Source organism: Clostridium uliginosum (genome assembly GCF_900112485.1).
GTDB lineage: Bacteria > Bacillota > Clostridia > Clostridiales > Clostridiaceae > Clostridium > Clostridium uliginosum.
Window position 1 is genome coordinate 73,251 of the sequence record NZ_FOMG01000005.1, and the last position, 17,160, is coordinate 90,410.

14 protein-coding genes are annotated in these 17,160 nt (G+C 26.6%); 3 read left to right on the top strand and 11 right to left on the bottom strand.

Going from position 1 to position 17,160, the window contains the following annotated elements:
* Positions 1-133 precede the first annotated feature (133 nt).
* From uvsE to BM027_RS05095, 8 genes are all read right to left on the bottom strand, one after another.
* Complete coding sequence (gene uvsE, locus BM027_RS05070; RefSeq protein WP_090089406.1) at positions 134-1,096, bottom strand: UV DNA damage repair endonuclease UvsE; 963 nt, start codon at positions 1,094-1,096, stop codon at positions 134-136.
* Positions 1,097-1,627: 531 nt separating this feature from the next.
* Positions 1,628-2,989, bottom strand: a complete 1,362-nt coding sequence (locus BM027_RS05075) for an MATE family efflux transporter (protein WP_090089407.1) — start codon at positions 2,987-2,989, stop codon at positions 1,628-1,630.
* Between the two features lie 234 nt (positions 2,990-3,223).
* Positions 3,224-3,817: a hypothetical protein gene (locus BM027_RS05080; RefSeq protein ID WP_090089408.1), complete on the bottom strand. Its 594-nt coding sequence runs from the start codon at positions 3,815-3,817 to the stop codon at positions 3,224-3,226.
* Positions 3,818-4,144: 327 nt separating this feature from the next.
* Entirely contained in the window at positions 4,145-4,759 is a 615-nt protein-coding gene (locus tag BM027_RS05085) for a hypothetical protein (protein WP_090089409.1), read from the bottom strand.
* A 249-nt stretch (positions 4,760-5,008) separates the two neighbouring features.
* The gene (locus BM027_RS18680; RefSeq protein ID WP_423230317.1) at positions 5,009-5,131 is read right to left on the bottom strand and encodes a CPC_1213 family protein; all 123 of its coding nucleotides are present in this window, start codon (positions 5,129-5,131) and stop codon (positions 5,009-5,011) included.
* A 240-nt stretch (positions 5,132-5,371) separates the two neighbouring features.
* Entirely contained in the window at positions 5,372-5,518 is a 147-nt protein-coding gene (locus BM027_RS18190; protein WP_175559944.1) for a hypothetical protein, read from the bottom strand.
* Between the two features lie 70 nt (positions 5,519-5,588).
* On the bottom strand, positions 5,589-6,011 hold the full coding sequence (locus tag BM027_RS05090; protein ID WP_090089484.1) for a UDP-N-acetylglucosamine pyrophosphorylase: 423 nt from the start codon (positions 6,009-6,011) through the stop codon (positions 5,589-5,591).
* A gap of 22 nt (positions 6,012-6,033) precedes the next feature.
* A complete protein-coding gene (locus tag BM027_RS05095) occupies positions 6,034-10,329 on the bottom strand; it encodes a 2-hydroxyacyl-CoA dehydratase (RefSeq protein ID WP_090089410.1) in 4,296 nt (1,431 codons plus the stop codon).
* A 203-nt stretch (positions 10,330-10,532) separates the two neighbouring features.
* Here BM027_RS05095 and BM027_RS05100 point away from each other — a divergent pair, with 203 nt between their 5' ends.
* Positions 10,533-10,892, top strand: coding sequence for a tetratricopeptide repeat protein (locus tag BM027_RS05100; RefSeq protein WP_090089411.1), 360 nt, complete (start codon positions 10,533-10,535; stop codon positions 10,890-10,892).
* A 271-nt stretch (positions 10,893-11,163) separates the two neighbouring features.
* On the opposite strand, the gene BM027_RS05105 is transcribed toward BM027_RS05100, so the two are convergent.
* The 3 genes from BM027_RS05105 to BM027_RS05115 all read right to left on the bottom strand — a co-directional run bounded on the left by BM027_RS05105 (position 11,164) and on the right by BM027_RS05115 (position 14,403).
* Positions 11,164-12,228: a transglutaminase-like domain-containing protein gene (locus BM027_RS05105; protein ID WP_090089412.1), complete on the bottom strand. Its 1,065-nt coding sequence runs from the start codon at positions 12,226-12,228 to the stop codon at positions 11,164-11,166.
* Positions 12,229-12,241: 13 nt separating this feature from the next.
* Complete coding sequence (recX, locus tag BM027_RS05110; RefSeq protein ID WP_090089413.1) at positions 12,242-12,880, bottom strand: recombination regulator RecX; 639 nt, start codon at positions 12,878-12,880, stop codon at positions 12,242-12,244.
* A gap of 281 nt (positions 12,881-13,161) precedes the next feature.
* On the bottom strand, positions 13,162-14,403 hold the full coding sequence (locus BM027_RS05115) for a M16 family metallopeptidase (RefSeq protein ID WP_090089414.1): 1,242 nt from the start codon (positions 14,401-14,403) through the stop codon (positions 13,162-13,164).
* Positions 14,404-14,893: 490 nt separating this feature from the next.
* On the opposite strand from BM027_RS05115, the gene BM027_RS05120 reads away from it, so the two are divergent.
* Both BM027_RS05120 and BM027_RS05125 read left to right on the top strand, forming a co-directional pair.
* The gene (locus tag BM027_RS05120) at positions 14,894-15,565 is read left to right on the top strand and encodes a response regulator transcription factor (RefSeq protein ID WP_090089415.1); all 672 of its coding nucleotides are present in this window, start codon (positions 14,894-14,896) and stop codon (positions 15,563-15,565) included.
* Entirely contained in the window at positions 15,565-17,079 is a 1,515-nt protein-coding gene (locus tag BM027_RS05125) for a sensor histidine kinase (RefSeq protein WP_090089416.1), read from the top strand. Before BM027_RS05120 ends, BM027_RS05125 begins: the two co-directional genes overlap by 1 nt.
* Positions 17,080-17,160 lie beyond the last annotated feature (81 nt).

The window sequence follows — 17,160 nt, forward strand, 5'->3', positions numbered from 1 at the left end:
ATACTATTCAAGGCATATATAAAGAAAATTTAAAGAGATATATACTTATTTTATGAATTAAAAACAAGTATATATCTCTTTAAAAGTATATAATACACTTTAATTGTTTGATAATTAATATTAAATATTTTTACTAAACTTCAAAGGTTGTATTATCAATCCATTTATATTCAGGTTTTATATATTTAATATCTTCTACTAATTTAAATAGTGCTCTATCTTTTTCCTTACATTCAAGCATTATGTCAAAATCTCTTTTAAGATTTTTAGTCTTTTGAATAAATTCAATAAAATCTTTTGGATTTATGAAATCTGAATGTTTCCTATCATTTTCATATTCTCTTGGAGTTGAAAAATGTATTTTAGGAGGAAACACTTCATTATTCCAAGTATTAAAAATTTCTTTTAATAAATCTCCTATATCTTCACCATTATTATTACAATTGTGATGGTGAACATCCAAAACCATAGGTGTATTTAATTTATTACATATATTAAGAATTTCTTTAGCAGTATATGTTTTGTCATCATTTTCTATAATTATTCTTGAGGTTATCTCTTTTGGAAATTTTCTGAAATTATTAATGAATCTGTCAATTCCAGCTTCCTTTCCTCCAGTTGCTCCTCCAATATGTATTACCATCTTACCTTCCGGATAATTAAAATCTTCAAACCATTCTGCTTGATGCATCAAATTTATTTTAGTATTTTCTACAACTTTAGTATTAATACTATTTATTACATTAAATTGATCTGGATGTGTATCTACTCTCATATCAGCTTTTCTAATTAATTTACCTATATATTGAAAGTCATTTCTAAATGTTTTTCTATGTCCCCAATACCCTACCTCTGGATGTGTTACTAAAGGTATAAGTGCCGAAGTTATTCTATAAAAATGTATATTATTATCTATATTGTATTTAAGTAATGTTTCTAAATCATTTAAATTTGATAATGTAACCATCTTTAATTTTTCAAGTCTTTTTTCTTCTCCAATAATTTTATTATAATTACTAAACGTAACATTGCTAGAGCTAGTAACTTTCTTTCCTAAATTCATAGAAATTGCAACATAACCAAGTCTTATTATCATAAAATTTTTCTCCTAACTTCAAACTCCAATGTATTTTTAGGCTTGTTTTAAAACCGTGTTGATATTGTTACATATTGTTCAGCGTGCTAAAGAATTAGACTTAAGAACATCTAATTTAGATTATGTTTTACAGTTTTCTTTTATTTCTTGCTTTCATTTTAGGCACATTTACATTGCTTCAGGATTAGAATATACAAGTAAACCTTATTTTATACTTAGTTTCTTTCTATTACATTAATTAATTTAAAGTAATACTTCTATATTAATTAATGCAATAAAAGCTCAGCCCTTATCCAAGTAAAACAGTTTTAAATATAGATCCTAACTAAGGCACATTCAAAAAAAATAAGAAAAGTGTAGATTTTTAAGTAGAATCTAAAAAGACTCTGCCTTTTTAAACTCCACTTAAAAATGTACACCTTCCTTATGTGCTATAATTACTAATTAAAAGAACTAAGCTAATACATTTTATTCTCCCTTGTGTAGTAGCTTTTTATTAATAGGCTCTGTTTTAATGTAGTGTTTATATTGTTAGATAACTTTATGCTTAAGCCATTTTTCTCCTTTAAGTCTAAAACAATACATTGTTCCACGAATAGCCCAATCTGCATACATTCCAATCCAAACTCCTAATACTCCAAATCCAAATACAACTCCTAAAATATAACCCGTAAATATTCTAAAAATCCACATTCCAATAAATGCAGTTAACATTGTATATCTAGTATCTCCGGCACCCTTTAATCCTGCCGAAAGAATAAATGAAATAGGCCAAATTAACAGTGCAATACTATTACTCCTAATTAAGGTTGCTGAAATACTTATTACTTCAGGACTATCTGTATAAAGTGATGATACCCATCCTGCAATTGGTATAAATAACAATCCTATTGATACTAAGCATACAGTTCCAAATTTGGTTAAATAAATCAAAGTACTCTTTGCTCCTTTAATATCATCTCTTCCAATATACTGACCAACTAAAGTTGTTGCAGCTAATGTTAGTGCACACCCTGGAACATTAATAATTGAAGCAATTGACATTCCAATTGCATTAGCTGCAATTGATGCTGTGCCCATAGTTACTATAAATATTTGTACTATTAGCTTTCCAGTATTAAAAAGTACTTGTTCAATTCCTGCTGGTATACCTATATTAAATATACTTTTTTGTATTTTTATATCAAACTTGAATGGAAATACTTTTCTAATTTTAATAACCTTACTTCCTCTAAATAAAACAATACCAATAATTGCTGTACCAACCAATCTAGCTATTGCTATTGATATAGCAGCTCCTGCTATTCCAAATGATGGAGTGTTTATATGAAACCATAAAAATTCAACATCATTTATCCCATATATTAATATAAATCCTAATATTATATTTACTAAATTCATAAACATTGTTATATACATTGGTGTCTTAGTATCTCCACATCCTCTTAATACTCCATTTGCAATTTGTTCTACTGCAATAAATGGATAAGTTAAAAGCGTAAATTCCAAATATAGCTTGGCATTTACTTTTACTAATTCCTCTGCTGAACCATAAAGTGTATTAATCATAGGAATCCGAAAAATCCATATTAACAAAGTTATTAATGTAGATAAAATTAAGCCTGATACCAAGGCTTGTCTAGCTGTTTCATTCGCCTTTTTAGGATTTTCTCTTCCAATTTGTTGGGCTACAACCACAGTAGCTCCAACAGATAAAGCAGCAAAAAAAGATATAAACATATTATTTATAGAATCAACCATACCAATAGCTGAAACAGCTTCTTCTCCAATATATCCAGCCATCATTGTATTACATACCCCTAAAAGCATAACAAAAGTCTGCTCTACCATTATTGGTATAGCTAATTTCAAAACATTCTTTCTTATAAACATCAAATTGCCTCTTTCCACCACCTAGTAATTATATTATAAAGCCCCATATAATTATTAGTTTTTACGTTAATGTTAAATATTTTATAATATAATTATACCATATTTTATTATAACTTAATGCTATCTTATCACCTTGCTCATCTGAATATGATTAATTCAGTTTTAAAAATAAAAAATACCTAATAGATTTTATCTCTATTTGGTACTTTTACATTAATTTATTGCATTTTTTTATCATCTATTTATTCTATGCTTATATAAATCTATTTTTTTATTTTTATCAGTTATAATATCTTGTATATGTTTTTTTTCATTTTCTAATTTTAACTTCACTGTTTTTTGCTCTACTTTTAATGTAATCCATTTAATTGCATTAAAATAATCATCATCATCAATCATTCCCTCTTTCCATAATGAAGTTACTGTTTTTTCTAAATCATTTAAATCATTAGATGATACATTATTTCCATATTTACGTATGATTTCAGTAATGTTTATTTTTTTATTTTTTTTATAATATTCATCTGGATTTTTAGACATGTTAATATTAAATATTTTCTCCATATCTTCTATTGCCTTTGATACAATTTCTTTATGTTTTTCAGTTAATTCCTCTTTATCACTTTTTTCTGTTTGTCCTATTTCACTTTGTGATTTATTTATATCTTTACCGTTTAAGTCTTTATCTTTAATTGATGTTTGGACATTATTGCAACTTGTTATTGCCTTGTTAAGTTGTTCTTTAAAAGTAGTATTAGTATCTCTTGTCGTTTTTATTGAACTATATTCATAGTCACTTATTTTTTTATTACCTATTTTAATTTCCATACTTATCATCCTTTAAATTAATATTTTGTTTAAGCATGTGAAAAAAAATAATAAGTCAAATAGACTAGCATACTAACTTATTATTTTTTCGCTGTACCTTACATATAATTATCGTTTTTGTAATTTATTTCTTTAATTATATTTTATATCATAAATTAGTTTATAATTACATTACATTAATATATTGGATGACATTTGAAAACTATTCAAATTAGGTATATAAAATAAAAATCATCTAAAATTTTATTAATATCAAATTGCTATATTGATATGGATTAACAAAAAAAATAACCATATCTTATAATAAGAAATAGTTACTTAATTAAATTACTTATTTAATTTTTTAATCTTAAACTTATCTTTTACATTTACAACATTAATATTTAAAACATTGAGTAGCTTTTCTAAACTCTTAACCTGATTTATGTATTTTATATTATTTTTTTCTACTAACTTTTCTACCATTTTAGTTATATCAGCTTTTTCTTCACTATTTAATTTAATAATCTTTTTTAAACATTCCCTATTAATATAAATTAAAGTAGTCCAAATTTGTTCCTCTGTAATTTTATTATTATCCATTAACACCCAGGTAAAATCTTTTCTTCTAGAATTTGCTGGATATGCTTCTTTAAAGAACTTTATAAAATTATCTTCTTCTTTTGGATCCTTTATACTAATATACTTTCCAAGTTGAGCCTTTAGTTGATTTTTCAAATACATCATTGTATTCGGTTTTATTTGATTTGCCATTTTTTCAATACTATTATAAATTAAATTATAAGTTTGTTCGATTTGCTCAATATTAGCATTTTCCTTTTTCAGTATTCTTGTAATGTCTATGTATTCTAATATGTTTTTCTTACAATTCAACTCTTTATTATACAATTTTTCCCATATTTCATCTCCACTTAAATTTTCTAAAATTATATTTTCTTCCATATATTTTCTTCATCCTTTGCCTATCATTTATTTTTATCATTTGTTTCTATTATAACGTAATTGTAGATTGAATTAAAAGAAAAAAGGAATGTCTATTAAAATTATTTTAAAATTTTTTAGACATTCCTTTTCCTAAATATAAATTTTTTGATGTTTATTACAAAAACAATTTAGACACATTAAAGAAAATAGACTGGCTGACTTACTTGTTATTTCTTTTAATATGCCTTACCCATCTAAATTATAAGTTTAAATCTTAAAGTCTTTAGGATCATGTTCTTTTGCTTTTGGTTCTCCAAAAACAGCTTTAATACTTTCTGCTTGAGGATTGTGATTTACATGTTTTTTCTTTCTTTTGTTTGTTGCTTTCATTTGTTTTCCCATTTCTATCACCTCAATATTATAATGTCCAACCTCCTTATTTTTTACCCTTTATAATACTTAGATTTATATCAAGTAAAATACTATATTTTAATTTATTATATATAGTTGAATTATTATCCTTTTTGCAAAACATTTATTACAAATTAAAAATAACAAGTCAGTATGCTAATCTATTTATGTAAACACACAAAAACACTAACGATAATATTAATCGTTAGTGTTTCTTTTTTATAAATGGTCCTTTTCTTTATGTGAAGGTGCACCTATCTTCTTCCCTTCAATAATTCCTAAATCAGAATTATCCTTTGGATCCATTTTTCTAAGTTCAGCATTGGATTTAGGTCTATCTTTTAATCTACTTTTATTATTGTCCATAGTGTTTCACCTCACTCATTGATATGATGTGCTTATATCAATATTTTATACCATGAACTTTAGGCACGCCTTATTCTATAATCTTTACTACGTCATCCGCGCTTGCTTTTATTGTAAATATAATATTTTCATCTATTCTTAATTTGCATTCATTTATATTTACCTTTATTTGATTTATATTTAAGCTATTTTTAGATAATTCTCTATATCTTGTTGATGATATATCTACATTAAACTTCTTATCTTTAGTTCCTGTAAGTTTAATCATCGATCCATCTTTACTATTATCATTAACTTTTATGTTTATAATATTATTACCTTTATTACTACAACCTAAACCCAATTCAGTAGGAACTTTATTAATAGTAGCCTGACCTATCATAGTCATCCATCCACCACTTAACTTACTCTTAACTAATAAATCTAATTTATAATTTTCTTCTATTTTTTTTAAAACTTTTCCTAGCTCAATTACTGTTAATTCTAATTTCATATTCTTAAACTTCCCTCTTTTTCTAAGTAAGACTAATTTCATTATGAAATTGTTCTTGTTCTACTTTCTCCTGAGATTCGCTATAAGGTACTGTTTCTTCTTCTAACTTCTTAAATGCTACTGAAAGCATTAATTTAATTCTATTTAATTGATTTACATTTGATGCTCCCGGATCATAATCTATAGCAACTATATTTGACTGTGGATATTTTTCCTTTAATGCTTTTATCATTCCTTTTCCTGTAACATGATTAGGCAAGCACGCAAAAGGTTGCATACATATTATATTTTCAGCACCGCTTTGAATCAATTCAATCATCTCTGCAGTTAAAAACCATCCTTCTCCTGTTTGATTTCCTAATGAGATTATTGGTGATGCTAATTTTCCTAATTCTACTATATGTTTAGGTGGAGTAAATCTTTCACTCTTCTCTAAGCACTTTTTCATAGTTTTTCTGTATGTTTCCATATATCTAATAGCTATAGTATCTATATTTTTATCCTTCTTACTTCCCGCAAGATACTTATATTTAAAGTTGGAATCTAATGCTGAATAAAAGAAAAAGTCTAAAAGGTCTGGAACTACAGCCTCCGCTCCTTCTCTTTCTAAAATACCTACTATATTATTATTAGCTGTTGGATGGAACTTAACTAAAATTTCTCCTACAACTCCAACTCTTGGTTTTTTAATATCTAATAAAGGTAAATTATCAAATTCTTCTATTATAATTTTTATATTTTTTTTGAATTCTTTTATGCTTCCTACTCTTACATTTTCTTTTGCTTTTTTATTAAATTTTTCATATAAAGCATTTGCAGAACCCTCTACCTCTTCATAAGGTCTTGTTCTATATAAAGTTCTCATTAATAGATCTCCATATACTAAAGCCATAAGAGCTCTCTTTACAAGTTTTAATGTAATTTTAAATCCTGGTTGTTTTTCAAGTCCTACTGCATTTAAAGAAATCACAGGTATATTTTCAAATCCAGCATGTTTTAATGCCATCTTTAAAAATCCAATATAATTAGTAGCTCGGCATCCTCCACCTGTTTGACTTATTATTACAGAAGTATTATTCAAATCATATTTATTAGACTTTAATGCATTAATAATCTGTCCAATTACTATTATTGATGGATAACATGCATCATTATTAACATACTTTAGCCCCTCATCAATAGCTTTTGTATCTATTGATGGTAATACTTCTAAATTATATCCACTAGCTCTTGTAGCTTCTTGTATAAGCCCAAAATGTATTGGTGACATTTGTGGTGCTAAAATTGTATGTGTCTTTCGCATATCTTTTGTAAACACAGGATTTTTATATTCAATTTTCTCTTTAATAGGCTTATAATTCTTCCTAGTTCTTTCCTCAATTGCTGCCTTTAAAGATCTAATTCTTATTTTAGCAGCTCCTAAATTATTACCTTCATCTATTTTAAGTAATGTATATATCTTTCCTGTTGAGCTAATAATTTCTGAAACTTGATCTGTAGTAACTGCATCTAATCCGCATCCAAAAGAATTCAACTGAATTATTTCAAGATTACTATTTTCTGATACAATTTGTGCTGCTCTATATAATCTTGAATGATATGTCCATTGATCTACAACTCTTAATTTATCTTTTAACTGTGCTAAGTGAGATACACTATCTTCTGTTAATACCGCCATTCCAAATGAAGCTATAACATCTGGAATTCCATGATTTATTTCTGGATCTATATGATATGGTCTTCCACACAAAACAATACCACATTTATTATTTTCTTTTAAATATCTTAAAACTTCTTCACCTTTTTTTTGAATATCAGCCTTATAAGCTTGTCTTTCTTTAGTAGCTACTGCTACTGCATTTTCTGCTTCCTTTAATGTAACATTGTAACTCTTAAATTCTGCTACTATTCTTTTTGCTAACACCTTATCATTATCTAAAGATAAAAATGGTGCTATATATTTAATTCCTTTATCTTTTAATTCATCTACATTATTTTTAATCACCTCTGGATATGAGGTTACCATTGGACAATTATAGTTATTATCTGCATCTGCAAATTCATTCTTTTCATATGGTATACAAGGATAAAATATAGTTTTTACTCCTTGATTTATAAGTGACATTATATGACCATGAACTAATTTTGCTGGATAACAAGCTGATTCAGATGGAATAGTATCTATTCCCATTTCATATATTTTTTTACTTGATGGTGCTGATAATTTTACACTAAATCCTAACGTTGTTAAAAGCATAAACCAAAATGGATAATTTTCATAAATGTTAAGTACTCTTGGAATTCCAATCGCACCACGCTTAGCTTCACTTTCCTTAAGTGGAACATACTTAAAAGTTCTTTTATATTTATATTTATATAAATTAGGTGCATCATTTTTTGATTTATCTACTCCAAGTGCCCTATCACACCTATTTCCTGAAATAAATTCTTCATCAGTTGAAAATTTATTAACAGTTAAAAGACAATTGTTACCACATTTACCACATCTCTTAAAAGAAGTTGTCATATCAAATTTATCAACATTCTCCTTTGAAAGTATATTTGATTTTTCGCCTTCAACATATCTTTCTTTTGAGATTATGGCACATCCAAAAGCACCCATAATTCCAGAAATATCAGGTCTTATAGCTTCTCTTTCAGAAATTAATTCAAAACTTCTAAGTACTGCTTCATTATAAAAAGTTCCACCTTGTACTATAACTTTACTTCCCATATCCTTTTCATCTCTTAATTTAATTACCTTAAATAAAGCATTTTTTATTACTGAATATGAAAGTCCAGCAGATATATCTGAAACTTCTGCGCCTTCTTTTTGAGATTGCTTAACTCTTGAATTCATAAACACAGTACATCTAGATCCTAAATCAACAGGTGCTTTTGAAATTAATGCTTCTTTTGCAAAATCTTCTATTTTCATGTTTAAAGATTTAGCAAATGTTTCTATAAATGAACCACACCCTGAAGAACAAGCTTCATTTAACAAAATACTATCTACCGTTCCATTTTTTATCTTTAAGCATTTCATATCTTGTCCACCTATGTCTAATATGAAATCAACTCCTGGCAAGAAATATTCAGCTGCTTTATAATGAGCAATTGTTTCTATCTCTCCAATATCTATATGCAGAGCTGACTTAATTAAAGCTTCTCCATATCCAGTTACAGTAGCATTTACAATTTCAACTTCTTTAGGAAGTTTTGAATATAAGTCTTTTAACATTTCAACTACTTTTTTTAATGGATTTCCTTCATTGCTTTGATATAAGGAATATATAAGTTCTCCATCTTCATTTATTAATGCTGCTTTAGTTGTTGTAGATCCAGCATCTATTCCTAAGAATGCATTTCCTTTATATGATTTAAGATCTCCTCTTTTTACCTTATCTTTATCATGTCTTTCTTTAAATTCTTGATACTCTTCTTTATTTTTAAATAATGGTTCTAATCTCTCTACATTATCATCTTTTATTTCTGATAGATTTTTTACCTTATCTACTATATGTTTAAGAGAAATCATTTCATTGTTTTTAGATAAAAGTGCTGCTCCTTGAGCAACAAAAAGCTGTGAATTTTCCGGAAAAATAACTTCATCTTCTGTTAAATTCAATGTTTCTATAAATCTCTTTCTAAGTTCTGATAAGAAAGATAGTGGTCCTCCTAAAAATGCTACATTTCCTTTAATTGGCTTACCACATGCGAGTCCTCCTATGGTTTGATTAACAACTGCTTGAAAAATTGATGCCGCAATATCTTCTTTATTTGCCCCTTCATTTATAAGTGGTTGTACATCTGTTTTTGCAAAAACACCACATCTTGAAGCAATTGGATATAACACTTTAAAATCTTTAGCATATTCATTTAATCCTGTGGCATCTGTATTAAGTAGCACTGCCATTTGATCAATAAATGCACCTGTTCCTCCAGCACAACTTCCATTCATTCTTTGCTCTAGTCCACCTCTAAAATATGTTATTTTAGCATCTTCCCCACCTAATTCTATTACAACATCAGTTTTAGGAATAAGTGTTTCGACGGTCTTTGAACAAGCAATTACTTCTTGTACAAATTCTATATTAATCCATTTAGAAACAGAAAGGCCTCCTGATCCAGTTACACTTAATGTGCACTTTATATCTCCCATTTCATTATAACTTTCTTCTATTAATCCTATAATAGTACTTTTAATATCTGAAAAATGCCTAGTATATCTACTATATACTACTGTATCTTTATCATTAAGAATCACTAACTTTACTGTTGTTGATCCTATGTCCAAACCAATTTTATAGTTATTCATTTAAAAATTCACCTACTCTAATTAAATACAAATTTGATATAAATATTGTTATGTGTACATAAAAATTATCATGTATTTTTATGATGTTTATGTATAGTCGTTGTTATACGTGTCTATAATTAAAAAGTAATTTAAATGTATTTAAGACTTTTTATTATTTTTTGATAATTTCTTAAGTAATATATAATTTTGTGGAGGTTAAAATGAATTACTTTAATGAAGGAAATAAATTATACAATACTCAAGATTACCTTAGTGCTATTGACTGCTATAAAAAATCTGCAGTACAAAAGCAAAATGAAGCTTGTTCATATTATAATGCTGGTGTTTGTTTTATTAAACTAAAAGATTTTAATAAAGCAATACTTATGCTTAAAAATGCTATTGCAATTCAACATGAAAGCAAATATTTTTTCAACTTAGGTTATTGCTATAGCATGAAAGAAGATTTAAATAAAGCTTTGCAACTTTTTAATATAGCTTGGTCTCTTAATAATACTGATAAAGATTCTGAAAAAGCAATTAACTTAATAATATCAAAAATTAGCAAAAATTCAATTTAAGGATTTGAAAAAATAATGCCTTAGGCACATGAAATAAATAACTAGTCAGTCTTCTTGTCTTTTTTGTACTATACTACGTCAGCAAACGTAGCTAATAACAGCAGTATTAACTGCCTTCATTTCTTTGTCTAGTTCAAAAAAGCCTAAGAATCTTTGACTAGTTATTTATTTTACAATGCCTAATTATAAAAATTTACAAGAGGTATCTTAACATACCTCTTTTTTATCTTTCACTAAGATATAATGACACTACTATTTTATTGTATTTATTCTACCATTCTCCAGCAGTGTTATTTTTATTATGTATATCATCAAAATCATCTGAATCAAAATAGTTACCTGCATTATAAAATGTTGGATCAACCTTAACCCACTTGTTTTCACTTTTCAAATAAACTTCATTCCAAGCATGACTTATATATTCTTTACCATTATAAGCTTCTCCAGTTATCAACCTTACATTAAGACCTACCGCTCTTGACATTGCTACATAAAGACATGCGTAATCAAAACATATTCCATTTTTTTCTTCATAAGCAGATATAGCTCCACTATTACTTACATTTTCAGAATTTAATACTTTAGCTGCTTTGTTATAATCATAAGTTATATTAGCGCCAATCCAAGAATATAATTTTTTTGCTTTTTCTCTATCAGTATTAGCTCCAGCAACTATCTTTTTAGCTTTTTGGTCAATATTGTCATTAGATTTTACTCCTTGTTCTAATGTCACTCCATTATAATATATAATTTTATTTGATGCTATATCTTTAATTAACCCATTATTTATAATTTCTAGTTTATTATTATCTATGATACTTTCCATCTTATTGAATGCACTAATATTATTAAACGCATCAATTTTAAATGGATTATTAGGAATTGAATTAAACATTATAATAGGAACAAACATTATTAAAATAAAAATACTTGCTCTAATAGTACCAAATACAATTGCAAAAATAATTAAAAGAGGTTTGCTTTCATTTATAAGTTTTTTACCTCCACTAAAGACTGTAGATTGTATTAATAAAAATACATTTCTTATAATTAATCTAATAAGCAAAAATACAATTACAAGTGCACCTATCTTAATTATTCCATTAGTCAAATGTGCTTTACTTAAAATATTATTAATAAAATATGATAGCATACCGTTTATTTTATCATATTTGAATAAAATTATCATAAAAGTTATTATACTAGATATAGTATCTATTATAGGAATAATTACATAATCAATATTAGAATTCTTTAAAACTTTTTTTATACTAAGTAGTATTGATATACCTATTATACCAAAAAATATGCTTTTGTATAAAAGAATCTTATCCATTTATTTTTCTCCTTTAATCAAAACACGAAACTTCCATAGCTTTTTTAACCACTTCTTTAACTACATCATATCCATATCCTTTTGAGATTAAAAATCTATATAACTTACTAGATATTTTATAGTTATCGCTTTCTGACTTTTTAATAATTAATAATTTCTTTTGGGCTAAATTCATAGCAGTGCTTATTTCGTGCTCTTTATCTATGTTATTCAGTTCCTCTTCTATAAGTTCTTTACATACTCCCTTTTGCATTAAAGAATACTTAATCTTATTACTTCCTTGAGATTTTAGCTTATCCTTAACAAAAAGTTTTGTATAATTTACATCATCCAATAAATTATATTGTTTTAAAAATTCCATTGCTTTCAATATTGCATCATTGTCATAACCTTTTAAAACTAATTTGTCCTTAACTTGCTTTTCAGTTTTATAGCTCTTTTCTATCATCCTTATTGCGGAATCTTTGCATCTAACTAGTTCATCCTTAGATGCTAAGTCTCTAAGGGTTTCACCTTCAACATCGTCATTTATTTTAAGCCCTTCTTTATAAACCAATTCTGCCGATATTGAAAATGCGTATTCTTCATCTAAAAACACATTAACTCTTTCTTTATTTCTCTTTTGGATTTCTAGTTTTGTTATTTTTGCCATTTAAATTTATCACCTTTTTCTTTATCACATAATTAACATAATAAGTAAGTTTGAGTACCCAAATACAAGATGCCCACTGGGAAAGTTCTGCCCACCAAATATAAAATTTGGAGCATCACTTTTGGACTCTATTTTTACATGAAACCCGACTCACATTCGCTTTAGCTGGGTAAGTTCGAGTACCCAAATACAAGATTTGGACTCTATTTTTTAATGAAACCCGACTCACATTCGTTCGCTGGGTAAGTTCGAGTACCCAAATACAAGATTTGGACTCTTACTTATGATGATGTTAGTACGTGAATAGTTGGATTTTTTAGTACTTTTTTTGATACTTCATTAATTTTAACTTTATCTACATTATTTAATCTATCCATATCTTTTACGAACTCAAATATATCTTCGTCTTCAAGTGCTTGATGAAGTACATAATTACACAATTCTGATGAATCTTCTAAAGTTGATATTACTGCGGTTTTATGAACTTTTTTCATGATTTCTAAGTCTCTATCTCCAATTTCAATTTTTCCTTGAATTACATTATTTAATGTTTCATCTATGGCACATTTTGCTTCTTCTACATTATCTTCACCAACAGATGTGTATATATAAAGAGTTTTTATATTATTTGTTATTTCTAAATGAGTATAAATATCATAAGCTAATCCTCTATTTTCTCTAACTTCCCTAAAAAGCAACGAATTAGCACTTTCCCCTAATCTATGATTTAATATTCTAAGCGGAAGTTCATCATCCTTTTCAAGTTCATTAAAAGTATATAAATATACTATTGTACTTTGCTCTATATCTTTTTTATATGTTGTTTTTGTTATTTCTTTATTTTTTTCTTTAATACAATTTAAAGGTTTAGGTTTATCTCCACTCCATGATTTAAATTCATTATTTATTAAATTTATTGCTTCATCATGACTTAGGGCTGAAACCATGGTAATCAATGCATTTTTAGGCGTATAGTACTCATTATAATAATCTATGATTTCCTTTTGAGTAAACCTCTTAATATTTTCTTCAAGTCCTATAACATCATATTTAAGAGCACTTTTGGTAAATGCAATATTATTAACATTTTTAAAACTATAATCTTCTAAGTCATCCTTGCCTGTTCTTATCTCAGCTAAAATTACTCCACGCTCTTTTTCAATTTCAGCTTCTTCAAATTTGGAATTTATAATCATGTCACCTAATATAGAAACACCATTTCTTAATTCTTCCATTAAGCAGCTTATTGTATACACTGTTGCATCATAATCTGTATATGCATTATATTCCCCCCCTAGTGCTTCTAATTCATCATTCAGTTCTTCATCGCTTCTGCTATGAGTTCCCTTAAATAAAGAATGCTCAACAAAATGACTTATACCCTTTTGATTTAGAGATTCATATAAAGCTCCAACTTTAAGACCTATATTTATAGATGCTATTTGTGTATCCTTATTTATTGTTATAACTTCTAACCCATTGTCTAATTTATGTCTTTTTACATTAAAATTAAATTTTATCATTAATTATTCTCCTAATATTCTTCTTAAAATCTTATAAGTACTTTGTAAAGAAAGTAACAAAACTAATATACAAACATACTGGTCTATTATTTTTTTGAATGTGCCTTAGTTTATTATTTATTTATAATGCCTAATATTATTATAATACTTTAAGTACCTAAAATAAGATTATAACATATAATTTTAACTTCATTAATATGTATAGTTTATTATATGTGGATATATTCTTAAAGTAATGCTAAAATATAGTGAAAAGTAATAGATATTCTTTAAAAAATTTTAAAAATATAAATTAGATATACAACAATTCTCATTTACTATTTTTTTATCCGATTGCTACCATTGCTAACATCCCATATTTTATCAAAGTGGAGGATAAGCATTGCTATGAACCTAGATAAGTTCTTTTAAGGCTCAAATGGAGATAGTATTTCTAATAAACAAACTCCCTCTGAACCTAAGAATCACTTGATAAGGAGATGAAAATTAAATGAAAAAATCTATTTTGATTGTAGAAGATGAGGTTAGAATTAGATTCTTACTTAGAGATTATTTATTGAAAGATAATTTTAATATATTTGAAGCATCAAATGGTGAGGAAGGATTACTAACTTTCAGCAAAGAAAAGATTGATTTAATAATTTTAGATATAATGATGCCAAAAATGGATGGATTAACTATGCTTGAAAAGCTTAGAGAAGTCTCAAGCGTTCCTGTTATTTTACTCACTGCTAAAGGAGAAGAAGACGATAAGCTTCAAGGATATGATTATGGTGCAGATGATTATATAACTAAACCATTTAGTCCAAAAGTTCTTATAGCCAAGGTTAAAGTTCTACTCAAAAGGACTAGAGAAGATATAGATTCTAGTATTCAAAACTTTAATGGTCTTAGTATTAATAAGCTCTCTCATGAAGTTAGAGTTAATGGAGTAGATATACTTTTATCACCAAAGGAGTATGAACTTTTAATTTATTTAGTAACTAATATGGGGATTTCTTTAAGTCGTGATAACATCTTAGATAATGTATGGGGAATTGATTATTATGGTGATATTCGTACCGTAGATACAAATATTAAAAGACTTCGAGAAAAGCTATTAGATAAATCAAATTGTATAGTAACTGTTCGTGGTAGTGGATATAAATTTGAGGTGAAATAATGAAACATAGTTTATCCAAAAGATTATTTAGTATAACTCTTTGTCTTATATCAGCATTAATGATATTAATTTATATTTTGCAATCCTTTTGGTTTGAGAAGTTTTATTCCTATAGAAAAACTTCCCTTTTAGTTAAGGAGATTAGTAAATTTCAAGCATTATATTCTTATCAAATTAATGATGATTATTCTTTATACCAAGCTCTTGAAAAATTCGAAAATGATAACAACTCTAAAGTTGCAATCTTTTCTTTAAATGGTGATCTCATGTATCTACCTAGTAAACTTGAAAATAAAGATAATGTTGATATCTTAACTAAATTTTGTGCTGAGTTAATTAATGATAAAACTCTTATATTAGATGTAGTTAACTCTTCAAAAATTAAGGTTACTGATTTTTATAATAAAGATAATGATAGTAAAAAAATTGGGATAATTGCTCCTATATCTTTAAAATCTACTAATGATAGTGTAATAATCTCTGTTTCATCAATTCAACCAATAGAAGAAGCTTCTAAAGTCATCAATGAATTTTTAATATACTTATTTTTAGGTTTGATGATAATTGCTATTATACTTTCATCAATTTACTCTAATTTGATTTCTAAGCCATTAATAACTTTAAATACTGTAGCTAATAAAATGTCTAATATGGATTTTACCGTTTCGTGTCCTATAGATAGAGAAGATGAAATAGGAAGCTTAGCTAGATCTTTAAATTTCTTATCAAAAAATCTTCAGTCAGCTTTATTAGATTTACAAAAAAAGAATAAAAAGTTAGAAAAGGATATTCAGAAAGAAAGAAAATTAGAAAATATGAGAAAAGAGTTTGTAGCAGATGTAAGCCATGAATTAAAAACTCCTATTGGAATAATTGAAGGATATGCTGAAGGCATTAAAGATGGTATAGTTTCAGGTAATGATGCTATGATTTACTTAGACACTATTATAAGTGAATCTAAAAAAATGAGTGTTCTAGTTACTAATATGTTAGAACTTTCAAAGCTAGAATCTGGTACTATAAAACCAAATCCAGAATCATTTAATATTAATAGATTAATTAATAAAATACTTAAAAATCATAGTTTATATTTTGAAGAAAATAATCTTAAGGTTAATTTTACTTCTTCAAATCCATATAGTTATGTCTACGCTGATACTTTCCAAATGGAACAAGTTTTAACTAACCTTATAACAAATGCAATTAAATACACTCCATCTGGAAACTCTATTAATGTAAGTATTTATGAAGAAAATGATAAGTTTAAAATATCTATTCAAAATACAGGTATAAATATTCCTGAAGAAGAAATTGACAAGTTATTTGATAAATTTTATAGAATTGATAAATCTAGAGAACGACATCAAAATAGTACTGGTCTTGGATTATCAATAGTTAAAAATATATTAAATCTTCACAACAGTGACTTTAGCCTTCAAAATATACCTAATGGTGTAGAGTTTTATTTCTATTTAAATAAAATAATTTCCACAGATTCTGATTTAGAAGTATAGTAATAATTCGCTATGTTTTAGAAGAGTGTTGATATTGTTATATAATAGCGAACTGGCATTGAAATTTGCTTTGTAGAACTC